Genomic DNA, 18673 nt, shown 5'->3' with positions numbered 1-18673 from the left:
TCTAATAGCCTGTCCGCCAAGGAGTTTCAGTCGAGCGCTTCGGCCAATGCACGACGCAGCGCGGTAACCTCCGCATTCAGCGCGATCAGCCGGTCGGGCGTCATACCGCTGCGGGCGACGACCGTCGGGGCGAGGCAACCGGTTTCCGCCCAGCGCGCGCGGCCCGCGTCGGTCAACCGGACGCGCACCTGGCGTTCGTCCTCGGGATTGCGCACCCGTGTTACCAGCCCGGCCGCCTCCATCCGCTTGGCCAGCGGCGTGATCGTGCTCGGCTCCAGCGCCAGTCGTTCGGCGATCGCACCGATCGTCAGCCCTTCCGTCGATTCGTTCAGGGTCAGCAGGACCAGAAACTGCGGATAGGTGATCCCCATACGGTCGAGCATCGGCTTGTACGTCCGGTTGATCGCGATGGTCGCGGCGTAAAGCGAAAAGCAGAGCTGTTCGTCGAGGGGCAGGGGGGTGTCCATGCACTGCCCATAGCATGAATGATTGTCGCGATAAATAATTCTGGACAAGCGGCGTGTGTCATCCTAGATATTTATCGCGATAAATAAATGGAGCATCCGCCATGTCGGTCGACGTCAAATACAGCACCACCGCTACCGCCACCGGGGGTCGCGAAGGCCATGCGCGCAGCGAGGACGGCCGGTTCGACGTGAAGCTGTCGACCCCGCGTGAACTGGGCGGTGCCGGCGGCGACGGCAGCAACCCCGAACAGTTGTTCGCGGCGGGCTATGCCGCCTGCTTCATCGGCGCGATGAAGGTCGCCGGGCAGCAACTGGGCATCAAGGTGCCGAACGACGCCGCCGTGACTGCGACCGTCGGCATCGGTCCGCGCGCGCTGGGCGGGTTCGGCATCACCGCTGACCTGCAGGTATCGGTGCCCGGCGTCGATCCGCAGCAGGCGCAGGCGCTGGTCGATACCGCGCACGGCATCTGCCCCTATTCGAATGCGACGCGCGGCAATGTCGATGTCGGCCTGACGCTCGCCTGACCGTTCGACATCGGCGGCCGGCATCGCCTATGCCTTGCACGAAGCGAGGAAGGAGAAGCCGGTTGCTGATGACACAGACGATGCGGTGGTTCGGTCCGTCCGATCCCGTATCCCTGACCGCCATTCGACAGGCGGGGGCGACCGAGGTGGTCACCGCCCTGCACGACATTCCCAATGGTGCGGTCTGGACGCGTGCGGCGATCGCGGACCGAAAGGCCGTGATAGCCGCGGCGGGGCTTGGCTGGCAGGTGGTCGAAAGCCTGCCGGTCCATGATGACATCAAACGCGGCGCGCCTACCCGTGACGCCCTGTTCGAAACCTATCGGCAAAGCCTGACGAACCTTGCGGCCGAGGGTATCCGGGTCGTCACCTATAATTTCATGCCGCTGCTCGACTGGACACGGACCGACCTCGCCTATCCGATGCCCGACGGCGCGCTGGCGCTGCGGTTCGAATGGGAAGCGGTCGCTGCCTATGACATCCATGTGCTGCAACGGCCCGGCGCGGAGGGCGACTATGCGCCGAGCGTCGTGGAGGGTGCGGCCCGCCGGTTCGCGGCGATGGACGCGGCGGCGCGACGCGCGCTGGAAGCAACGATCCTCGCGGGACTGCCGGGTGCGGAAGCGGGGTTTACGTCCGCAGCGTTCCGCGCGGCGATCGACAGCTATGCCGTGATCGATGCCACGGTCCTGCGCGCCAATCTGGTCGCATTCCTGGCGGCGGTCTGCCCCCATGCCGATGCGCTGGGTATCCGTCTGGTGGTGCATCCCGACGACCCGCCCTTTCCGATCTTCGGTCTGCCGCGTGTCGTCAGCACCGAGGAAGACGTCGCCGCGCTGTTCGACGCGGTGTCGCACCCGTCGAACGGGCTATGCTTCTGTACCGGATCGTTCGGCGCCCGCGCCGACAACGACCTGCCGGCGATGGTGCGCCGGTTCGGCAGCCGGATCGGCTTCGTCCATCTCCGCTCGGTCGACCGGGAGGGCGGGACGGCGGCGTTCCACGAAGCCCCCCATCTGGCGGGAGATGCCGACATGCCGGCGGTGGTCGCGGCACTCCACGCCGTTTCGCGGGGCGAGGGGCGCAGCATCCCGATGCGGCCCGACCATGGGCATCAGATGCTCGACGACCTCACCCGGCGAACCAATCCGGGCTATTCGCTGCTCGGGCGGATGCGCGGACTGGCCGAATTGCGCGGGCTGGAACAGGGCATCGCCTTTGCCGCGCAGGGGGGTGCTTGACGACCATCGCCGATGTCGCGGCGCGGGCGGGAGTGTCGATCCGCACCGTGTCGCGCGTCCTCAACCGGTCGCCGCTGGTCAACGCCGCGACCCGGGAACAGGTGGAGACGGTGGTCGCCGCGCTGCAATTCCGCCCCAGCGCGCGGGCGCGGGGACTGGCGACCGGGCGGTCGTTCCTGCTGGGGCTGGTGCATAACGACCGCAACGCGCTGGTGCTCGACCCCCTGCAGCGCGGCATCGTCGGCGCGGCGGCGGCGCGCGGCTATGAACTGGTGGTGCATCCGGTCGCGCCGGGGAGCGGCGACCCAGTGGCCGACGTGCTCGATTTCGCCAGCCGCTCGCGGGTCGACGGCGTGGTCGTCGTGCCCCCGGTATCGGGCATCGCGGGCGTGTCGGAGGCGTTGGCGCGCGTGGACGTGCCGGCGGTCGCGCTCTCCTCGGTCGCGTTGTCCGGCTATGGCGCGGTGCTGGTGTCGGACGAGCGCGGGGCGGCCCGGTCGGTTGCCGACCATCTGGTCGCGCTCGGCCATCGGCGCATCGCCTTGCTGTCCGGCCCGGTCGATGCCCCTTCCGCGCGTGAACGACGCGCCGGGTTCGTCGCCGCGCTCGCCGGGCATGACCTGACCCTGACGCACGAGGCGGAGGGCGACTATGGCTTCGACAGCGGCGTGGCGGCGGCGATCCGGCTGTTGCGGGTCGAAAACCGCCCGACCGCGATCTTCGCAGCCAACGACGTGATGGCGGCGGCGGTGCTGAAGGTCGCGGCGTCGCTGTCGATCGACGTACCGGGCGCGCTGTCGGTCGTCGGGTTCGACGGCAGCATCCTTGCGCGGATGCTGACGCCTGCGCTGACCACGGTGCATCGTCCGATCGCGGCGATGGCGGGCGCGATCGCGACGCGACTGATCGACCGGATCGAAGGGGTAGCCGACGACACGCCCCTGTCCGCCACCCTGTCGCTGTCGATCGGTGGATCGTGCGGGCCGGTCAGGCGCGGATGAGGTCGAGGAAGCGGACGGCAGCGCGATAGTCCGCTGCATGGGCGGCGCGCGTTTCGGCCGCCAGGGAATCTTCGCCCCATTGCTCGGCCTGCCAGTCCTCGTCGACATGCGCCGCCGCCCATGCGCTGTCCGCGTCGATCGCCCGCTCGACGATCGCCAGCCCCAGCAGCAGCGATCCGGTCAGCGAGACGATCGGCGACAGTGGTGCCAGTTCCCATGGCGACAGCGCGACCACCGCCTCGCGCAGCCGGGCCAAGGTCCGCGGCGGCTGTTCGACCGGCATCACCCCGCCGGTGACCACGAAGTCGACGCCATGGCGATCGCGCGCCCATTCCAGCACCGGGTCCCACGCCGCCGCCTGCCGCTCCGCCAGCGGTCCCGGTTCGGCGCGGTAGCATAGCAGGTCGCTGCCGCCATAGACGGCGATGCCGCCGGCAAAGGTGGGGGCGTCGGGCGCGATCCGTTCGATCGCGGCATTGGCGAGGCCGGTCAGCGGCATCGCGCGCGGATCGACATCCTCGCCGACCGCGCGCCATTCGGCGGCGATCCCCTCGGCCAGCGCGGGGAAGGGCGCCACCAGCGCCAGCCGCCCCGGCGTGCGCACCGGTCGCCCGTCCAGCGCGATGCCGCCTTCGGCCGTGACCGCGACGTCCTGCCAGAAACGCTTCACTTGCTGCGCCACTTCGCGGTCAGCCCATGCGGCACGACGGCCATCGCATAGAGGGCCGACAGCACGATCGCCGCGCCCAGCACCCGCATCGCGGTATCGGGCGCGCGGGCCAGCACGATCAGGCCGAACACCGCGCCCATCGCGGTTACGATGCGGATCGCGACCAGCGCGAGCCAGCGGTTGCGGGCAATGGGGTCAGGGGTCATGGCATGTCCAGCAAGGCGGGAAGCGTGGCGGCATCGTCGCACATCCGATGCGCACCGGCGACGATCAGTGTGTCGCGGTCGTGATAGCCCCAGCTGACGCCGACCGCCTGCGTGCCCGCCGCCACCGCCATCGCCATGTCGAACCCGGTATCGCCGATCATCACCGTCCGGTCGGGCAGCGCGCCGGCCTGCGCCATCGCGGCATAAAGCATGGCCGGATGCGGCTTGGACGGGTGGCGGTCGGCGGTCTGTAGCGTCGTAAAATGTCGCGTCAGGCCATGATGGTCGAGCAGCAGCGCCAGCCCCCGGTCCGATTTGCCGGTCGCCACGCCCAGCGTCCACCCATCGTCGAGCAGCGCGGCCAGCGCGTCGGCAATGCCGGGGAACAACGGTTCTTCGGCCAGTCGCCCATCGGTCCGCATCGCGCGGAAATGGCGCTTATACCCCTCTGCCACCGCGTCGTGCAGCGCGGCGTCGCTGTCCGGTACCAGCATCGCGACCGCCTGCGGCAGGCTCAACCCGACGATCCGCCGCACATCGCGCGGATCGGGTTCGGCGAGGCCGGCATCGCCAAAGGCCAGCGCCATGGCGAGACAGATATTCGCCTGCCCATCGGCCAGCGTCCCGTCGCAATCGAAAACGGCGAGCCGGGTCATGCCGGCGCCTTGCAATCGGTCACGCGCAGCCGGATCGCGATTCCGCCCGTCACCGCGGTCCGCGCGGCGGGGCAGGCGGCGGTGACGGTGAGTTCGTCGGGGCCGGTCCATCGCGCCGCTACCGGTGCGCCTTCGCTACCGCCGGCATCGAACCGCAGGGCGACATCTTCTTCGGGCAGGTCGCCCTGCGGCGGAAATCCGTTGGTGCCGCGCTCAAGCGCGATGGCGCGGGTGACGGGCGACAGCGTGATCGCGATGCTGCCCGGCACGTCACACAGATCGGGGCACCATAGCCGCGCGATCCGCGTCCCGTCGGGCGAGCGCGCTGCCCCCAGCAGCCAGTCTGTATCGTCCGGCGACCCGCACGCCCGCAGGAACAGCGCCCCGCCAAGTGCAGCCGCCCGCATCCACGCCCCGAGCGGATGATCGCGGAGCCGTTCCGCCACGCGCGCGCGCACCTCGGCGGGCTTGTTCTGGCTGAGCTTGGCGGTGCCGCGCCACGCGGTCGGGACCAGTTCGAATGCGACGATGGCGTGCATCATCGCTTCCGCCTTGCGGGGGGCCATCCGCTCCACCGACCATCGCGGCTCCGGCTCGAACGTCGCGGTCAGCGTATCGATCTGGTCGCGAAGCCCCGCGCGGTCCAGCGCGCGGACCGTCCCCTCGACCTCGACCGCGACATAGTTCCAGGTCGGCACCTCGTCCGGTCCCGCCACATACCAGCCGGGCGCGATATAGGCGTGCGGCCCCTGCACCACGAACAGCGCGGTCGCCCCGTCCAGATGCGGCGTGACCCGGTTGCCGCGCGCGACATGGAAGCGCAGCGTGCCCCCGGCGGTCAGCACCACCGGCACCTGCGCCACGGCCGGGCCGGTCGGCGTAGACACGAACACCATGCCGAACCCTTCGTCGGCGACGAACGCCCGCGCGGCATCCTCGTCCATGCGAAAGGCGGCATTGGGATGCATCAGTCGCGGCTGCCCCGCGAGCGCCGTTCGCCGCGGCGCTCCTTGCGGTAATTCTTGGCATGGGCCTTGGCCTTGGCCTTCAGGTCCGCCCTGGTCACCGGCGGCGGAGCATCGTCGATCATCGCATTGCCCAGCGTCAGGTCGAATCCCAGTAGGTCGATGCTCTCGGCGAAATGCGGCGGCAGCTCGGCGGTCACGTCGACCTGCCCGCCATCGGGGTGGTCGATGCGGATGCGGCGGGCGTGCAGGTGCATCTTGCGACTGACCCCGCCGGTCAGGAACGCCGCCTGCCCGCCATATTTGCCGTCGCCGACGATCGGGTGGCCGATCGCCGACATGTGCACGCGCAGCTGGTGGGTGCGCCCCGTAAAGGGCTGCAATTCGACCCACGCCGCGCGGTTGCCGACGCGTTCGATCACGCGGTAGCGCGAGCGGGCGGGCTGTCCCTCCGCTTCGTCGACATGCATCTTCTCGCCACCGGTGCCCGGCTGCTTGGCGATGGGCAGGTCGACGATGCCGTCGGAAATGTCGGGAATGCCGACGACCAGTGCCCAATAGACCTTCTTCGCGGTCCGTCCCGAAAACGACTTGGCGAAGAACGCCGCCGCCCGCGCGGTGCGCGCGATCAGCAGCGCGCCCGACGTGTCCTTGTCCAGCCGGTGGACCAGCTTCGGTCGGCTCTCGCCATCGAACTGCAACGCGTCGAGCAGCCCGTCGACATGGTCGTGAGTCTTGGTCCCACCCTGCGTCGCCAGGCCCGGCGGCTTGTTCAGGACGATCGCCTGCCTGTCACGGTGGATGACCAGGCTCTGCGCGAACTCGGTCTGCTCGGCCGACAGCGGCGGCCGCTCGGCCTTGGGCTTGGGTTGCGCCACGATCGCCGATTCGGGCGGCGGTACGCGCAGCACCTGGCCCGCCGACAGGCGCGCGCCGGGCTGGGCACGCCCGCCATCGATCCGCAACTGTCCGGTCCGCGCCCAGCGCGAGACGATGTTGAAGCTGGTGTCGGGCAAATGCCGCTTGAACCAGCGGTCGAGCCGGATGCCGTCATCGTCGGCCCCGACCGTGAACTGCTGGACGTCGTTGTCGCTCATGCCGCTGCCCCCCGCGTCAGTTGCAGCCCGGCGAACAGCGCCACGCCTGCGCCGATGACCGAGATCAGCGCATAGCCGATCGCCCCGGCCGCTTCACCCCGTTCGATCATGGTCATCATGTCGAGCGAAAAGGCCGAAAAGGTCGTGAACCCGCCCAGTACGCCGACGCCCAGCGCCAGCCGCACTTGTTCGTTGCCGCCGCTGCGCGCGAGCAGCCCGACCAGCAGCCCCATCGCCAGCCCGCCGATCAGGTTGACGCCCAGCGTCCCCCACGGATAGCCCGGGCCGAAGGTCGTGAGCGTCCAGCGCCCGAAGAGATGTCGCAAGCCGGCGCCGATCGCGCCGCCGGCCATGACGATAAAGAGATTTCCCATGATCGGCTGTCGCCTAGCCGATTGCGACGCGCGATGAAACCGTCGTGCTGCGTCCCAGCCAGCCGGCCGCCTGCAACGCCTCCGTCTGTCCCCGCGCGACCGGCGCCTCGATCCCGCCCGTCAGCCGTAGGCGGACGTTGCGCCCGTCGCGCGCCGTGCCCGCGACATGGTCGCGCGCGACCCACCAGCTGCGATGGACCTGCACGCCTTCGATCCCGGTGAGTTCGGCGACCGCGTCGCGCATCCGCATCAGGATCAGCGTCGATCCGGCGGGCGTGTGCGCCCGGACATAATGATCCTCCATCTCCAGCGCGATCAGGTCGCGGCCCAGATGCGGCGGCAGCCGGTCGAGGAACGGCGCGGGGGGCGTGGAAACGACCGGCGCCGGGGCGACCGGATCGGCCGGTACCTCCGGCACGGCCGCCCGCTGTCGGCGCGCGCACCCGAACCAGAAGAGCGACGTGATCGCCGACCCCAGGACAAGGACATGGGCATAGCGGCTCAGCCATCCTTGCGCGGAGGGCAGGCGCAGCGGATGCCACAATCCGTCGACCGCCCATACAAGGACCGTCATCGGGACCGTGGCGACGATGCACGCCGCGACCCACATCCCCGCCTTCGGCAAGGCCAGCCGCCCCGCCAGCCGTGTCGCGACCACGGCGGCGGGCAGGTAGCAGGCATAGCCCGCCAGCGCGATGCCCAGCCAATAGCCGAGGCGCAGCGCGAACGGCATGGCGAAGCTGCCGAACGGTCCCAGCACCGCCAGCAGCACGCCGACGATCGTCATGATCGTGAGGTCGATCAGCAATTGGCGGGCATCGGGCATGGTCGGCTCGGGCTGAAGGGTGTCGCACCGCGATAGCGCGGTCGTCCGCGATTGGCACCCTTGGTTTGTCGAGCCCCGCCATTTCACGCATCGCGAACGGGCAGGGCGGACGATCCGCGACGGGGGCGGTCGTTTTACGCAGATCGCCTTGCCCGCCAACGGCGCGGCGGCACAGCCGGACGTACACCGATCACAGGAACCGTCATCATGTCCGCTACCGCCTCGACCGCCACCCGCCCGACCGACGTCTCGCCCCTGCTGCGCGGCGCGATGGTGATGAGCGGCGGCCTGCTCGGCCTGCTGAGCGTATTCGCGCTGGTTCGTGCGGCGACCGGCATGGCGCCGGTCGCGCCGGCGGCGCATGAGGTGGCGGTCGCCGTCCATCTGATGAGCGTCCTACCCGCCGTCCCGCTCGGCCTCTACATCCTCCTGACCCGCAAGGGCGGGGCGCGGCATCGATTGCTCGGACGAATCTGGATGGCGCTGATGGCGTCGACCGCGATCAGTGCTTTGTTCATCCGCCAGCTCAATCACGGCGGCTTCTCATGGATTCACATCTTCGTGCCGGTGACGCTGCTGTCCGCATGGGCCGCCATCGCCGCCGCTCGCTCCGGCGACATTCCCCGCCATCGCCGCCGGCTGGTCGCCATGTTCCTCGGCGCGATGGTGATCCCCGGCCTGTTCGCCTTCGCACCGGGGCGGGTCATGGCGATTTGGGCTTTTGGATGATTCCGTCCCCCTTGCTGACGGCGGTCGCAATCGTTACTTAATGCTGCGATGCACAACGACGCCGTACCCGAGTCCGCGACCGATACCGCAACGGAAGAGCTGCGCGCCTCGCTCAGCGACATCATCCGTTTCGCACTGATGCAGCGGATCTGCCTGTCGGTGCGCTACAACAACATGGACATGATCCTTGCGCCGCATATGCTGTGGACGAAGCATGGCGATCTGCATGTCGATGCGGTGACCGTCGAACGCGCGGGCAGCCCGCCGAAGATCTTCAAGGTCGGCACCTTCAAGCTGCTCGGCCTCGGCAATGTCGCGCTGACCTCGCGTACCTTCGATCCGCAGCCGGAGTTCGATCCGAACGATCCCAAATATGCCGAGGCACCGGTCGCGTCGGTCCAGCGCTGACGCTTCGCCCTGAAACTCGCGCTTCTGCGAGTTTCGGCAGACGACCCGACCGCTCCACAATCGCTTGCACATCCCCGCCGCCGGGGCCATGGACCGCGCGAGCCGGGGTCGCGTCGGGCGGCCGTGCGCAGCAGGCGGACGTAAAACCAGTGACCAGCATCGGTATCTTCGGATGGCAGGGCCGGATGGGACGCGCGATCGGGCAGGAGATCGAACGCGTCGGCGAAACGCTGGCCGGGGGTGTCGATCAGGGCGGTGATCCGGTCGATCTCGCGGCGCGTGCCGATGTCCTGGTCGATTTCTCGTCGCCCAACGCGCTTGCCGCCAACCTTGCCGCCGCACGCGGGGCGGGCACGCCGATCGTCATCGGCACCACCGGCCTGAACGATCGCCATCACGCGATGATCGACGAAGCCGCCGCCGAGGTCGCCGTGCTCCAGACCGGCAACACCTCGCTCGGCATCGCGCTCCTGTCGCGGCTGGTGCGCGACGCGGCGCGGCGGCTGGGTCCCGACTGGGACATCGAAATCGTCGAGAGCCATCACCGGCTGAAGGTCGACGCGCCGTCGGGCACCGCCCTCATGCTGGGCGATGCGGCGGCGGAGGGGATGGGCACGACGCTTGCCGACAGCGGCGTGATCGGTCGCGCCGGGCTGGTCGGCGCACGCGCCGGCGGCACCATAGGCTTCGCCTCGCTGCGCGGCGGCACCATCGTCGGCGATCACCAGGTCGTGTTCGCGGGCGAGGGCGAGCGGATCGAACTGGGCCACCGCGCCGACGACCGCGCGCTGTTCGCGCGCGGTGCGGTGCGGGCCGCGCTGTGGCTGGCAAGCGCACCGGCCGGGCGCTACACGATGGATGCGGTGCTCGGCGTTTGAAGAAGGCGGACGTCTTCGAATTTTTCCGGCGGCTGGCGGAGGATAATCCGCACCCGGAAACCGAACTCGAATCGGTCAACGACTATACGTTGCTCGTTGCGGTCGTGCTGTCGGCACAGGCGACCGATGTCGGCGTGAACAAGGCGACCCGCGCGCTGTTCGCCACCGTCGATACGCCCGAAAAGATGGTGGCGCTCGGCCTCGACGGTCTGAAGCAGCATATCCGCACCATCGGCCTGTTCAATACCAAGGCGAAGAACGTCATCGCCCTGTCCGAAGCACTGATCGCCGACCATGGCGGGCAGGTGCCGAACGACCGCGCCGCGCTGGAAAAACTGCCGGGCGTCGGGCGCAAGACCGCGAACGTGGTGATGAACGTCGCGTTCGGCGCGGAAACCTTCGCGGTCGACACCCATATCTTTCGCGTCGGCAACCGCACCGGCCTGGCGCGCGGCAAGACGCCGAACGCGGTCGAATCGGTGCTGGAACGCGTCGTGCCTCAGCCGTTCCGCCTGCACGCGCACCACTGGCTGATCCTCCACGGCCGCTACATCTGCAAGGCGCGCCGCCCCGAATGCTGGCGCTGTCCGGTCACCGACCTCTGCGCCTTTCGCCCCAAAACACCAGTGCCCAAGCAAAAGGCGGTCGCGACCGACTGAAACGGCTGGCAATGCCGCACGACCTTTGCTAGGCGCGTGCCTCCACGGCCAAGCACCCGTAGCTCAGCTGGATAGAGCGCTGCCCTCCGAAGGCAGAGGCCGCCCGTTCGAATCGGGCCGGGTGCACCACTTTTCAATGACTTAGCGGGCATGTGAGCCTCCAAAATCATTGACTGTCCGGGTTATGTCCGAGCAACGCATCAAACGGCTCGTTTCGTTCGGTTTGCGTTCCTGTTCCGATCCAGCGCATCCCGAGCGTCTTCCTGATAGTCCGGATGGTGGTGCGCATAGAGGGCTGTCGTGCGCGAATCGCTATGGCCGAGCCAACCGCCGATCTTGTGCAGGTCGACCCCCGCCTGTGCCAGCCACGTCCCGCAGGTATGGCGCAGCGTGTGCGGCGTCACGTCCGACAGCCCCGCACGCTTGCACGCAGACCCGAAGCTACCATTGGTCGCGTCGCCAATGTCCTTGATGCGTTGGCCCTTGTCGTGGATCACCCACCCGTCCTTACACTCTCGGCGCTTAGCCATTAGCAGGAACGTCCGCAGCCGGCGCGGGATCGGGATATGCGCGCGCAGCTTGTTCGTCTGGGTCTTGTCGCTCGGGCGGAAGTTGATGCGACCGCGGTCAAGGTCGACCTGATCCCATTTCAGCGACAGCACTGCATCCTTCCGGCCACCTGTATAGAGCGCGATGACGAGGAAGATCGGCAGGTACAGGCGCACGTCGCCGCGGGCAGTACGTGCCGCCTCTAAAAGCGCCGCCGCCTCCTGCCGGGTCAGCCACCGGTCCTTGCCTTCTGGCCGATCGGGCAGTTCGACATACGGGGCGCTCTCAAGCCGCTTCTCACCGACCATGAAATTGAGAGCCGCCCGCAGCGTGGTCAGCTCGCGCCGGATCGTAGCTGGTGCCTTGCCGCGCGCTTTGGCATATTCTCGACACGCCTTCTTCGTGACTTCGCTGACCTTCTTATCGCCCCAGAAGGTTAAGAGCGCGCTGATCGCATAGCCAATGCGGGCCGGGTCAGCGACGTGAGGTGCGTGTTCCTCGCCATAAAAGTCGAGCACGTCCGCGACCATAACCGCATCTTGTTCTAACGGTCGGTTCGGCCGCTCTGCCCGCCGCCGCTCGCGGAGGAAGTCTTCGAGAGCGCTTTGAGCTTGTCGGCCGTCTGTCGTGCCAGTCGACTTGCTATATTCGCGTCCGCCTTCGTACCAGACGATGTAGAACGCCTTGCGCTTGTCGAGCCACTTGATGCGCGGTCCGGTGTTTCGACGGGGCACGTTTGGACCTTTGCATCTTCGATATGACGCTCCAGATCGGCGGCGTCGAATAGGTAGGCTTTACCCAAGCGGATCGCGGGCAAGCCGCGCTGTCGCATGGTTCGGAGGGTGCGGGTCGACGGCAGCCCGAAGGTCACCACCGCCTCTTGCGCGGTCATCAGTCGCATCACCCCACCTCCCGCTGCACGATAGGCGCGTAGTCCCGGCGGGCGTAGAGGCGCGCCAGTTGGTAATCGTCCATAGTCTGTCCCGGATCGACCTCGTGCCGCCACGCATCAAATGCCGCACGCACAGGATCGTCGCCGCCGACAGCCTCAAGTCGGACGGCCAAGTCGCCTAGTAGCGCCTTCATCTGCCCGAATGGCGCCCGCTTGGCAGCGAGATAGCCCGCGCATAGTCGGGTAGGCTGACCTTCCTGCATACCGTGGTGGCAACCGAATGGGGCCGGATCGCCACCGATAGAACAGTTCAGCGCCTCAATACCGGTCGCGGCCTGCTGGTTGCTCATGCCGGGGCGGAAGGCGCACGTCAGGCAGGGATCGGGCAGGGGTTCGCCAGCATTCCGGCCGGCCTGTTCCAGCGCGATCAGCGTCTCGCCAAGAATAGCCCCGTGCTGCGACGGGCGTTCCCTCTCCCGCGCCTCCATCACATTCGCCGCCGCTTGGCCTTGCATGTCGGTGGTGGTGGTCATGCGTTGCTCGCTAGCTTAGCGTGGACAAGATCGATTTCGGCGTCGGTTTCGACTTGAAGGTCGCTATCGAACTGGTTGACCGCCATCTCTTCGGCCTCCTCTTCCGATAGAGCCTCGACCGTGTAGGAGCGCTGACCCTGCGTCGTGAACGAGTAGTCGATCCGGACCTTGAACAGACGCGGCTCGTCGTACTTTTCATCTGGCAGCGGCAGGCCCCATGCGGCATTGTAATGCTCCCGCATCGCCATCACCGAAGCCGGGTAGGGCATGGCGGCGATCTCGTGCAGTGACGGTTTACCCACGCCCCACCTCCCCCGTCGCCGGCAAGGCGCGGACAAAGGCGCTGAACCGACGCATGGTGCTAGCCGAACAGGCGTGAAGCGATGACATGACGGGATCGGTCTCTTTGCCTGCCTCTGCCTCCATCCCGGCGGCGAGAATGTCCGCCTCCTTCTCGACCCGCTCGCGCATGGCTGCGGCTTCTGCGTCGGCGATCGTGGCGATAGCCGGCGCAACATGACGCCGAAAAAGCTCCGCGATCTCTTGCCAGTCCGTGCCGTCAGCAAACGGTGCGACAATGCGCTGGCGATCAGGACCATGGAACACAAAGCCCATGTTCGCACCGTCAGCAGTCAGCAGTTCGCCAATCCACAACGCCTTGCCATCGCCGAGGCCAATGCTGGTCCCGACATCGCAGCCGCTGTCCTCGTCGCTGCCGAAGCATAGCACCTGTCCCGGTGCGGTTTCCTCCCGCGTCACGACAGCGCCTCCGCTTGGGCGCGAAGATCGATCGCAGCCTGACCACGCATACCGGTCCACTCGGGTGCCCAGCATGTCGTGTCGCGACCATCGAAATCGGTGTAGATGACCTTGGTCCCGGCATCATTGGCGCGAATCGATGCCCACGAAGGGGTAGGATTGAACAGGGCGACTTCGACCCGAACGTCAAGCCCATTGTCCAATCCTTCGCCGTTGGCCACCTCGCCAGCCAGCGCCAGCAGCTTGCTCCGATCGGTCATGCCGTCGTCTCCGGGGGTGTGGGGAGCCAGCGCACGTCATTGACGGCAGAGTGCTTGGCATCGCGCTGGATCAGGCCGACCTTCTCAAGCCGGTACAGAGCACGACGGGTCATTGGCGTATCCCAGCTCATGCGTGCGGCAATCTGAAACGTGCGCGCACCTTCGCCGATCGCTTCGATCAGCTTCCGGTCGCGCAGGCACAGCTGTTCATCACCCTGACCCCGCGCAGGGGTGAGGGCATCGAGACGGGCTTGGAGGGCATTCCGCTCCCGGAGCATTTCATGCAGCGCGGCCCCGATCGTCCGCTTGTCGGTGTTCGCCTGGTCGCGCTCGGCCCGGACCTTCGCCATCTCCGCATCATGGGTGCGGACCCGCATGAGGCCGAACATCATGCCGACACCTGGGCGAGCTTGTGATCGAGGGCCTTGAACGCCCAAGCGCGGGCTGCGCTCTCACGCCGCTTCATCTCGCCGCGAATACCGTCGACGGTCTGCACGAATTGCCGTGCTTCCTGTTCGTCGGCGAAAGTCGCCATTACGTCGAGCTTCTGCTTGGTCTCGTTGCGGCTGCTGCGAAGTTGCCGGATCGTCTTGGGCGTTTCGCTGTCGATGCGGAACACGGCAGGGCGTAAGCGGGCGTCGCTGAAAAGGCCGCTATACCCCTGCACGATAGCAAAGCGCCCCGGCGTGAAGTCCATTTCCTTCGTCATCATCTTCTCCGTATCTTGCGGGGGTTAGGCGGGGAGGTGGGACCACTCGGTCGGGCCATCCTCGCCCTCTTTCCATGTCATTGAGCGATCAGGTGCTTCCCACATTCCGGTCTGCCCGGGCGCGAACAGGTGATTGGTCGCAGTCGGGTTCCAGCACATGACGAAGGCGCCGACGTCGGGGTGCGACACGATGATCGCCAGACCATCCTTGGGCGCCGTGGCGATGGGGTAGCGATCCATCACTCGCCACCCCGCGTATCTTCGCCCATGTCGTCTTCCGAGCGGCCTTCGGTGGCGGCAGAGTTGTCGGGGGCGAGGGTGCCGTCGTTGGGGGTCAACGCGGCCTTGCGGGCGTCCAGTTCGGGTTGCAACGCGGTCCGGAAAGGCGCCATTGCCTTGCTGCTCCAGACGGCTTTGAGCGTGTCCAGATCGGGTGCGCTGGCAATGGCGTTGCGAGCGGCGTCGATACCGTCGTCCTGTCGCGCAACATCAAGCCGCAGCGGTTCGATCACATATGGCTTGCGCTGCCCCTTGGTCGCGGTGAGGGCGAGGACCAGTTTCTCCGGGATATGCGTCATGTGGCTGATGCGAATGCCGCCGACAGCCATGCCGCCCCACTTGACCGATGCATCGCGGTATAGGGTCAGCGAGCGGCCCACATAGACCTTGGCATCGGCACCCCAAGCCGCAACCAGCACGCGGCTCATCGACTTGCACGGACGGAACGCCTTGTCGCTGCCTTCGAAGCCGATCGATACCGGCTGCTCCTGCCCGCCGCGGATTTGCACGTCGGTAATGGTGATGGTCATCGGGCCAGCGATCAGATCGTCTGCGTTGATCTGGTCGGACTTCGGGGCGATGACGAAGCTCATGTCATTCATACGAACATCTCCTGTTCGATCACGCGCTCGGTCGGGACCAGGCGGGCGTCGGAATTGATTACGTCGAGGTATTGGGCGAGGCGGGCGGCGAGCCGTTCTTCGAAAGCGCCGGACGCTTCGACGATCGCGTTCTGCACGACCGGATCGGGGTGGACCGTGATCGCCGGCATGTGATAGCCACCGGCATATGAGAGGAAGTCGAGCCACGGCCGCTTCGACACCAGCAATCCAGTCTGGCACTGGGCGAGATATTCAGCCGGTATGCTGCCGCTCGGCACGCATTCGACCAGCGTCTGCACCTGATACTTCTGCCGGCGGGACTTGGCTTCGATCAGCCCGTCATCCCCCACCACGCCATCGGGACTATAGGCGAGGGTGAAGCCCCACTCATCATTCGTGATGAGGCCGACCTCCCGCACCGTGCGGCCGGTCATCTTCTCATAAGCAATGCGAGCGCGAATTTCGTCCTCGTGCCCGCGCAACATGTCATCGCCGATGTAATGCGGCTCGACATACCTGCTAATCCGCTGCGCCAGCAGTTCGTAGAGGTGCGCGACGGCGCGGTCATCATTCGGCGTTGAGAAGCGCATCGGCTGCTCGACCAGATACTTCTCAATTGCGCCGTCTTTGATGAGGCCGCGAATGACGCCATCGCTCACGTCGGCCAGAAAGCACAGCTCGGCTACTGACCCGCAGCGATTGCCGATTGCGTCCAGCGCCTGAGACTTCTTGGCCGTCAGCTTTTCGGGAACGGCCCCGGTCGCGCGGTACATGGCGACTGATCCACCGCCTTGCACCGACAGCACATGCTTCATTTCCGAAGCAGAAAGCAGCCCGCAGCGAGCATTCAGCCACTCGATACTGCCCTGCTCGAAAGCGTCGTGGTAGCGGATCACAGCGCACCTCCCTTCGAAAGCGGCGGCAAGATCCAAGCCTTCGGATAGACCGTGGCGACGACCCCGCCGCGCAGGATCAGCCGGGCTTGCGACGTGCGGACACAGGGCGCACCGAATGCCAGCGCGCGGGCGATGGCCTTGTCGTGCGCGTGGATTGCGGCAATGGCCTGAGCGATCGTAGCGCGAGGCTGGATGCGCTCCTGCCAACGAGCGATGGCGTGGGCGGTGATGACGGCGGTCATGCCATCACCATCACGGCGAAGAACGCCACGACGATCATCCCGCTAATCCAGTCGCCCAGATTGGCGCCGGCGATCTTCTCAATGACCAGCGGCATGGACTGATGGCGGCGCTCTGCCTGACGACGCAGGACAGCCGGCTCCACCGTCAGGCGGCGATGCTGGTCGGCGGTGTAGGATATCGGCTGCCACCTCACTTCCCCTGCTCCTTGGCGAGAGCGGCGAGCGGATCGACGGGGAACGTATTGTCAGCGATTGACTGTTGTAGTCCGGCGGCATGCGACACAGGATCGTGCGGCCATTCCGCGACAACCCACGACAGAACGGGGTCGAGTGGGCGGGGCTGCTGGCGTTGGAAGTGCCAGAACACCGTGTGTTGCGTCGCCCATAGCTGGGCGGTGGCGCGATCCGGTGCCGGATACACATCGTCCATGCCCAGCACATGCAGACACCACAGCGTGCTATCAGCCGCCTCGCTTAGCACCTGCGGTACGGGCGCGGTCATGCGGGCAACTCGTCATAGGTCGCAGCGAAGATGTCCGGCTTGCAGGGGTAGAACTCGCCCGCCACGCCCTTGATGATCCAGTCACCGGGCTGAGCCAGCATCACACCTTCCAGCGTGGTAATGCGAACACCGTCGTTGGACGCCTCCCACTCGGAGCCAGCCATGAAGTCGAACAGCGCACCGATCGTTGCACCGTAACCATCCGGCGAACTTGCGGGCGGAAGCTGAATTGCGTCGATAACGACCGGCTTTTTACGGAACTTACCCATGCCCATTCTCCCGTTCGATCATCGCCCAGATGCGCTCGCGGCAATGCGCGTCACGCTGGGCCAGGCGGTCGTTCATTTCGGCTTGGCGGACGGCGCGTTCGGCTTGGAACGGGCGCGGATCCTGCCAGTAGCGGCGCAGGGTCGGGATCATCAGCGGCGCGCCGTCGATGAACGTCATCCCCGCCCGGTTCGTGCTTTCGGATATCATGCTGCGGCTCCGGTCGCTTTGGCGATGGCGGCGTCTTCCTGCTCGTCCATGGCAATGCGAAATTCGGCGTACAGTTGCGCGTCGCCTTTGCCGTATTCGTACAGGGGATGCGCAGTCATATCGTAATGGAACAAGTGCTGCATCAAATGTGCGGCGGCTTCGTTTGCGACCTTGTGCTGCATGGCATCAGTCATCCAACCCATGACCGATGCCGCACCAAAAGCAGGTGCGTAGGAGTCCTTAATCGGCATCGCGATGTTGCAGAACACCGCCCATGCGTAATCTTCGTCAGCCTTGACGGCATCGGAAAGCAGAACGATCGGGTGCTTAGCGGACATATCTCATTCCTCCGTCGTGCGGTCGGTGAGGGGGCGGGCAAGGACGGCTGTGACAGCGCGGTCCCATTCCTCGCGGGCGGTGATGCCGTCGAACATGCGGGTCGCTTCCAAATAGCGCGCCTCGTTCGACAGGCCGCTGTAGCTATGGCTGACCGGCACCCGGACGATCGGACGCGGGCCACGCTCGGCTGCGACGATCAGTGCGGCAGCCTCGTAGGTCAGCCGGTCGTTGGCGGCTTTGATGCGGATGTGGATGCTCATGGCTGGACCCGATCCAGCAGGTAGCATCCGGGCATTGAACGCATCGCACTTGCGCTGTTGCGCGGCTGTCGTGCGCCCGTTCACTTCGCGCGCTCCCGCAGCATGGCGTCGGCTAATGCGTAAGCCAGTTCCGGGATGAACCGCGCATTGGTCTCCGTTGCAATCTTGGGGTCGCAAACGATCCCAGTCAGCGCCTGCCCCGCGAACCAGTCCCTCAGCGACATGCCGGGCATACTGGCTGGGTGGCCGGGATCATCAAGGCACACGCTCGGAAACGCCGCCCCGCCATCCGCCGGGGTCATGCGACGGCTCCCGAGCGAGCGGCTTCGGCATCAGCGGCGGCGCGCATATCTTCCAGCGCTGCATCATTACCGCAGTAGAAGTCGGGAAAGCGGCCGATCTGTGGGTCGCTGGCAAGGTAGATCAGCGATGCTGCGGCGGGCGTGCCGATGCGATCTTCCAGCGCCTTGCCTTCTTCGCCAGCCAGCGCGACGACCCAGCCAGCACGGCAGTGCGTCGTGTCGCACGTATGCCAGTCCGACATGTCCAGCGTGACGTGACCCCCGTTTTTTCCTCCAGTTGGAGCTAGAGTCCGACCCCGGAAAGGGACGGACAGATGAAGCGGAAGCAGTTTTCGGAAGAGCAGATCATCGGCATCCTGAAGGAGGCC

At 66.7% G+C, this 18673-nt stretch carries 34 protein-coding genes and 1 tRNA gene; 8 read left to right on the top strand and 27 right to left on the bottom strand.

The genetic code is table 11. The annotated features are described in order from the left end of the window. Nucleotides 1–26: 26 nt before the first annotated feature. Entirely contained in the window at nt 27–467 is a 441-nt protein-coding gene (locus ASE83_RS00175; protein WP_055787538.1) for a MarR family winged helix-turn-helix transcriptional regulator, read from the bottom strand. A 101-nt stretch (nt 468–568) separates the two neighbouring features. Here ASE83_RS00175 and ASE83_RS00170 point away from each other — a divergent pair, with 101 nt between their 5' ends. The 3 genes from ASE83_RS00170 (at nt 569) to ASE83_RS00160 (ending at nt 3236) form a co-directional block, all read left to right on the top strand. Further along, nucleotides 569–994 (top strand): organic hydroperoxide resistance protein, encoded by a 426-nt coding sequence (locus ASE83_RS00170; protein WP_055787541.1) that lies wholly within the window; start codon nt 569–571, stop codon nt 992–994. A 68-nt stretch (nt 995–1062) separates the two neighbouring features. Further along, complete coding sequence (uxuA, locus tag ASE83_RS00165; RefSeq protein ID WP_082443248.1) at nt 1063–2235, top strand: mannonate dehydratase; 1173 nt, start codon at nt 1063–1065, stop codon at nt 2233–2235. Then, nucleotides 2232–3236 (top strand): LacI family DNA-binding transcriptional regulator, encoded by a 1005-nt coding sequence (locus ASE83_RS00160; RefSeq protein WP_082443232.1) that lies wholly within the window; start codon nt 2232–2234, stop codon nt 3234–3236. The genes uxuA and ASE83_RS00160 overlap by 4 nt, the downstream gene beginning before the upstream one ends. Here the strand turns inward: ASE83_RS00160 and ASE83_RS00155 are convergent. Genes ASE83_RS00155 through ASE83_RS00125 form a run of 7 tightly spaced genes read right to left on the bottom strand, consistent with a single transcriptional unit; the run spans nt 3223 to nt 8030 of the window. Further along, nucleotides 3223–3906, bottom strand: coding sequence for an ATP12 family chaperone protein (locus ASE83_RS00155; protein ID WP_055787848.1), 684 nt, complete (start codon nt 3904–3906; stop codon nt 3223–3225). The two genes, ASE83_RS00160 and ASE83_RS00155, sit on opposite strands and share 14 nt — an antisense overlap. Beyond that, nucleotides 3903–4112, bottom strand: coding sequence for a hypothetical protein (locus ASE83_RS00150; protein ID WP_055787546.1), 210 nt, complete (start codon nt 4110–4112; stop codon nt 3903–3905). The genes ASE83_RS00155 and ASE83_RS00150 overlap by 4 nt, the downstream gene beginning before the upstream one ends. Next, nucleotides 4109–4768 (bottom strand): HAD-IA family hydrolase, encoded by a 660-nt coding sequence (locus ASE83_RS00145; protein WP_055787548.1) that lies wholly within the window; start codon nt 4766–4768, stop codon nt 4109–4111. Before ASE83_RS00145 ends, ASE83_RS00150 begins: the two co-directional genes overlap by 4 nt. Beyond that, nucleotides 4765–5736 (bottom strand): FMN-binding negative transcriptional regulator, encoded by a 972-nt coding sequence (locus ASE83_RS18725; protein WP_082443233.1) that lies wholly within the window; start codon nt 5734–5736, stop codon nt 4765–4767. The genes ASE83_RS00145 and ASE83_RS18725 overlap by 4 nt, the downstream gene beginning before the upstream one ends. Further along, nucleotides 5736–6830 (bottom strand): RluA family pseudouridine synthase, encoded by a 1095-nt coding sequence (locus ASE83_RS00135; RefSeq protein ID WP_055787550.1) that lies wholly within the window; start codon nt 6828–6830, stop codon nt 5736–5738. Before ASE83_RS00135 ends, ASE83_RS18725 begins: the two co-directional genes overlap by 1 nt. Then, nucleotides 6827–7204, bottom strand: a complete 378-nt coding sequence (locus ASE83_RS00130; protein WP_200921858.1) for a CrcB family protein — start codon at nt 7202–7204, stop codon at nt 6827–6829. Before ASE83_RS00130 ends, ASE83_RS00135 begins: the two co-directional genes overlap by 4 nt. 13 nt (nt 7205–7217) lie before the next feature. Continuing rightward, a complete protein-coding gene (locus ASE83_RS00125) occupies nt 7218–8030 on the bottom strand; it encodes a LytTR family DNA-binding domain-containing protein (RefSeq protein ID WP_055787553.1) in 813 nt (270 codons plus the stop codon). A gap of 207 nt (nt 8031–8237) precedes the next feature. Between ASE83_RS00125 and ASE83_RS00120 the strand changes: the two genes are divergently transcribed. From ASE83_RS00120 to ASE83_RS00100, 5 genes are all read left to right on the top strand, one after another. Next, entirely contained in the window at nt 8238–8759 is a 522-nt protein-coding gene (locus ASE83_RS00120) for a DUF2306 domain-containing protein (RefSeq protein ID WP_055787557.1), read from the top strand. Nucleotides 8760–8807: 48 nt separating this feature from the next. Continuing rightward, nucleotides 8808–9167, top strand: coding sequence for a hypothetical protein (locus ASE83_RS00115; protein WP_235513189.1), 360 nt, complete (start codon nt 8808–8810; stop codon nt 9165–9167). Between the two features lie 149 nt (nt 9168–9316). Continuing rightward, entirely contained in the window at nt 9317–10045 is a 729-nt protein-coding gene (gene dapB, locus ASE83_RS00110) for a 4-hydroxy-tetrahydrodipicolinate reductase (protein WP_055787559.1), read from the top strand. Further along, a complete protein-coding gene (gene nth / locus ASE83_RS00105) occupies nt 10042–10704 on the top strand; it encodes an endonuclease III (protein WP_055787562.1) in 663 nt (220 codons plus the stop codon). The genes dapB and nth overlap by 4 nt, the downstream gene beginning before the upstream one ends. A gap of 52 nt (nt 10705–10756) precedes the next feature. Continuing rightward, nucleotides 10757–10833, top strand: a tRNA-Arg gene (locus ASE83_RS00100). Between the two features lie 71 nt (nt 10834–10904). On the opposite strand, the gene ASE83_RS00095 is transcribed toward ASE83_RS00100, so the two are convergent. From ASE83_RS00095 to ASE83_RS00005, 19 genes are all read right to left on the bottom strand, one after another. Then, complete coding sequence (locus tag ASE83_RS00095; protein WP_156352559.1) at nt 10905–11987, bottom strand: tyrosine-type recombinase/integrase; 1083 nt, start codon at nt 11985–11987, stop codon at nt 10905–10907. Between the two features lie 166 nt (nt 11988–12153). Continuing rightward, nucleotides 12154–12678 carry a hypothetical protein gene (locus tag ASE83_RS00090; protein ID WP_055787569.1) on the bottom strand — a complete coding sequence of 175 codons (525 nt, stop codon included), beginning with the start codon at nt 12676–12678 and terminating at the stop codon, nt 12154–12156. Beyond that, a complete protein-coding gene (locus tag ASE83_RS00085) occupies nt 12675–12980 on the bottom strand; it encodes a hypothetical protein (protein WP_055899607.1) in 306 nt (101 codons plus the stop codon). The genes ASE83_RS00090 and ASE83_RS00085 overlap by 4 nt, the downstream gene beginning before the upstream one ends. Beyond that, nucleotides 12973–13437 carry a hypothetical protein gene (locus tag ASE83_RS00080; RefSeq protein WP_055787575.1) on the bottom strand — a complete coding sequence of 155 codons (465 nt, stop codon included), beginning with the start codon at nt 13435–13437 and terminating at the stop codon, nt 12973–12975. The genes ASE83_RS00085 and ASE83_RS00080 overlap by 8 nt, the downstream gene beginning before the upstream one ends. Further along, the gene (locus tag ASE83_RS00075; RefSeq protein WP_055787578.1) at nt 13434–13697 is read right to left on the bottom strand and encodes a hypothetical protein; all 264 of its coding nucleotides are present in this window, start codon (nt 13695–13697) and stop codon (nt 13434–13436) included. Before ASE83_RS00075 ends, ASE83_RS00080 begins: the two co-directional genes overlap by 4 nt. After that, nucleotides 13694–14089: a hypothetical protein gene (locus ASE83_RS00070; RefSeq protein WP_055787581.1), complete on the bottom strand. Its 396-nt coding sequence runs from the start codon at nt 14087–14089 to the stop codon at nt 13694–13696. Before ASE83_RS00070 ends, ASE83_RS00075 begins: the two co-directional genes overlap by 4 nt. Further along, nucleotides 14086–14409, bottom strand: coding sequence for a hypothetical protein (locus ASE83_RS00065; RefSeq protein ID WP_055787584.1), 324 nt, complete (start codon nt 14407–14409; stop codon nt 14086–14088). The genes ASE83_RS00070 and ASE83_RS00065 overlap by 4 nt, the downstream gene beginning before the upstream one ends. A gap of 21 nt (nt 14410–14430) precedes the next feature. Further along, nucleotides 14431–14646 carry a hypothetical protein gene (locus ASE83_RS00060; RefSeq protein WP_055787588.1) on the bottom strand — a complete coding sequence of 72 codons (216 nt, stop codon included), beginning with the start codon at nt 14644–14646 and terminating at the stop codon, nt 14431–14433. Then, nucleotides 14646–15287 (bottom strand): hypothetical protein, encoded by a 642-nt coding sequence (locus ASE83_RS00055; protein WP_055787590.1) that lies wholly within the window; start codon nt 15285–15287, stop codon nt 14646–14648. Before ASE83_RS00055 ends, ASE83_RS00060 begins: the two co-directional genes overlap by 1 nt. After that, the gene (locus tag ASE83_RS00050) at nt 15284–16183 is read right to left on the bottom strand and encodes a YqaJ viral recombinase family protein (protein WP_055787593.1); all 900 of its coding nucleotides are present in this window, start codon (nt 16181–16183) and stop codon (nt 15284–15286) included. Before ASE83_RS00050 ends, ASE83_RS00055 begins: the two co-directional genes overlap by 4 nt. Beyond that, on the bottom strand, nt 16180–16425 hold the full coding sequence (locus ASE83_RS00045; RefSeq protein ID WP_055787596.1) for a hypothetical protein: 246 nt from the start codon (nt 16423–16425) through the stop codon (nt 16180–16182). The genes ASE83_RS00050 and ASE83_RS00045 overlap by 4 nt, the downstream gene beginning before the upstream one ends. Continuing rightward, on the bottom strand, nt 16422–16619 hold the full coding sequence (locus tag ASE83_RS00040) for a hypothetical protein (protein WP_055787598.1): 198 nt from the start codon (nt 16617–16619) through the stop codon (nt 16422–16424). Before ASE83_RS00040 ends, ASE83_RS00045 begins: the two co-directional genes overlap by 4 nt. Further along, nucleotides 16616–16927, bottom strand: a complete 312-nt coding sequence (locus ASE83_RS00035) for a hypothetical protein (RefSeq protein ID WP_055787601.1) — start codon at nt 16925–16927, stop codon at nt 16616–16618. Before ASE83_RS00035 ends, ASE83_RS00040 begins: the two co-directional genes overlap by 4 nt. After that, the gene (locus tag ASE83_RS00030; protein WP_055787854.1) at nt 16924–17196 is read right to left on the bottom strand and encodes a hypothetical protein; all 273 of its coding nucleotides are present in this window, start codon (nt 17194–17196) and stop codon (nt 16924–16926) included. Before ASE83_RS00030 ends, ASE83_RS00035 begins: the two co-directional genes overlap by 4 nt. Beyond that, on the bottom strand, nt 17189–17404 hold the full coding sequence (locus ASE83_RS00025) for a hypothetical protein (RefSeq protein WP_055787604.1): 216 nt from the start codon (nt 17402–17404) through the stop codon (nt 17189–17191). The genes ASE83_RS00030 and ASE83_RS00025 overlap by 8 nt, the downstream gene beginning before the upstream one ends. Further along, a complete protein-coding gene (locus tag ASE83_RS00020; protein ID WP_055787607.1) occupies nt 17401–17742 on the bottom strand; it encodes a hypothetical protein in 342 nt (113 codons plus the stop codon). The genes ASE83_RS00025 and ASE83_RS00020 overlap by 4 nt, the downstream gene beginning before the upstream one ends. Nucleotides 17743–17745: 3 nt before the next feature. Next, on the bottom strand, nt 17746–18003 hold the full coding sequence (locus ASE83_RS00015) for a hypothetical protein (protein WP_055787610.1): 258 nt from the start codon (nt 18001–18003) through the stop codon (nt 17746–17748). Between the two features lie 80 nt (nt 18004–18083). Next, on the bottom strand, nt 18084–18305 hold the full coding sequence (locus ASE83_RS00010; protein ID WP_055934272.1) for a hypothetical protein: 222 nt from the start codon (nt 18303–18305) through the stop codon (nt 18084–18086). Then, nucleotides 18302–18673: hypothetical protein (locus ASE83_RS00005; protein WP_235515964.1), on the bottom strand; the 372-nt coding region annotated here is incomplete at its 5' end. The genes ASE83_RS00010 and ASE83_RS00005, both read right to left, overlap by 4 nt.

It is taken from the genome of Sphingomonas sp. Leaf32 (genome assembly GCF_001421765.1).
Lineage (GTDB): Bacteria > Pseudomonadota > Alphaproteobacteria > Sphingomonadales > Sphingomonadaceae > Sphingomonas.
Note: the sequence above shows the minus strand (reverse complement) of the source record. Positions and strands in the feature narration are given on the sequence as shown.

Bases quoted from the DNA above. Each gene is read 5' to 3' on its own strand.
- ASE83_RS00010 (WP_055934272.1), bottom strand. From the start codon at position 18,305: ATGACCCCGGCGGATGGCGGGGCGGCGTTTCCGAGCGTGTGCCTTGAT.
- ASE83_RS00060 (WP_055787588.1), bottom strand. From the start codon at position 14,646: ATGGATCGCTACCCCATCGCCACGGCGCCCAAGGATGGTCTGGCGATC.
- ASE83_RS00035 (WP_055787601.1), bottom strand. From the start codon at position 16,927: ATGACCGCGCCCGTACCGCAGGTGCTAAGCGAGGCGGCTGATAGCACG.
- ASE83_RS00055 (WP_055787590.1), bottom strand. From the start codon at position 15,287: ATGAATGACATGAGCTTCGTCATCGCCCCGAAGTCCGACCAGATCAAC.
- ASE83_RS00130 (WP_200921858.1), bottom strand. From the start codon at position 7,204: ATGGGAAATCTCTTTATCGTCATGGCCGGCGGCGCGATCGGCGCCGGC.
- ASE83_RS00170 (WP_055787541.1), top strand. From the start codon at position 569: ATGTCGGTCGACGTCAAATACAGCACCACCGCTACCGCCACCGGGGGT.
- ASE83_RS00145 (WP_055787548.1), bottom strand. From the start codon at position 4,768: ATGACCCGGCTCGCCGTTTTCGATTGCGACGGGACGCTGGCCGATGGG.
- ASE83_RS00120 (WP_055787557.1), top strand. From the start codon at position 8,238: ATGTCCGCTACCGCCTCGACCGCCACCCGCCCGACCGACGTCTCGCCC.
- ASE83_RS00075 (WP_055787578.1), bottom strand. From the start codon at position 13,697: ATGACCGATCGGAGCAAGCTGCTGGCGCTGGCTGGCGAGGTGGCCAAC.
- ASE83_RS00070 (WP_055787581.1), bottom strand. From the start codon at position 14,089: ATGATGTTCGGCCTCATGCGGGTCCGCACCCATGATGCGGAGATGGCG.
- ASE83_RS00090 (WP_055787569.1), bottom strand. From the start codon at position 12,678: ATGACCACCACCACCGACATGCAAGGCCAAGCGGCGGCGAATGTGATG.
- uxuA (WP_082443248.1), top strand. From the start codon at position 1,063: ATGACACAGACGATGCGGTGGTTCGGTCCGTCCGATCCCGTATCCCTG.
- ASE83_RS00015 (WP_055787610.1), bottom strand. From the start codon at position 18,003: ATGAGCATCCACATCCGCATCAAAGCCGCCAACGACCGGCTGACCTAC.
- ASE83_RS00045 (WP_055787596.1), bottom strand. From the start codon at position 16,425: ATGACCGCCGTCATCACCGCCCACGCCATCGCTCGTTGGCAGGAGCGC.
- ASE83_RS00150 (WP_055787546.1), bottom strand. From the start codon at position 4,112: ATGACCCCTGACCCCATTGCCCGCAACCGCTGGCTCGCGCTGGTCGCG.
- ASE83_RS00020 (WP_055787607.1), bottom strand. From the start codon at position 17,742: ATGTCCGCTAAGCACCCGATCGTTCTGCTTTCCGATGCCGTCAAGGCT.
- ASE83_RS00030 (WP_055787854.1), bottom strand. From the start codon at position 17,196: ATGGGTAAGTTCCGTAAAAAGCCGGTCGTTATCGACGCAATTCAGCTT.
- ASE83_RS00175 (WP_055787538.1), bottom strand. From the start codon at position 467: ATGGACACCCCCCTGCCCCTCGACGAACAGCTCTGCTTTTCGCTTTAC.
- ASE83_RS00125 (WP_055787553.1), bottom strand. From the start codon at position 8,030: ATGCCCGATGCCCGCCAATTGCTGATCGACCTCACGATCATGACGATC.
- ASE83_RS00065 (WP_055787584.1), bottom strand. From the start codon at position 14,409: ATGATGACGAAGGAAATGGACTTCACGCCGGGGCGCTTTGCTATCGTG.
- ASE83_RS00135 (WP_055787550.1), bottom strand. From the start codon at position 6,830: ATGAGCGACAACGACGTCCAGCAGTTCACGGTCGGGGCCGACGATGAC.
- ASE83_RS00025 (WP_055787604.1), bottom strand. From the start codon at position 17,404: ATGATATCCGAAAGCACGAACCGGGCGGGGATGACGTTCATCGACGGC.
- ASE83_RS00115 (WP_235513189.1), top strand. From the start codon at position 8,808: ATGCACAACGACGCCGTACCCGAGTCCGCGACCGATACCGCAACGGAA.
- ASE83_RS18725 (WP_082443233.1), bottom strand. From the start codon at position 5,736: ATGCATCCCAATGCCGCCTTTCGCATGGACGAGGATGCCGCGCGGGCG.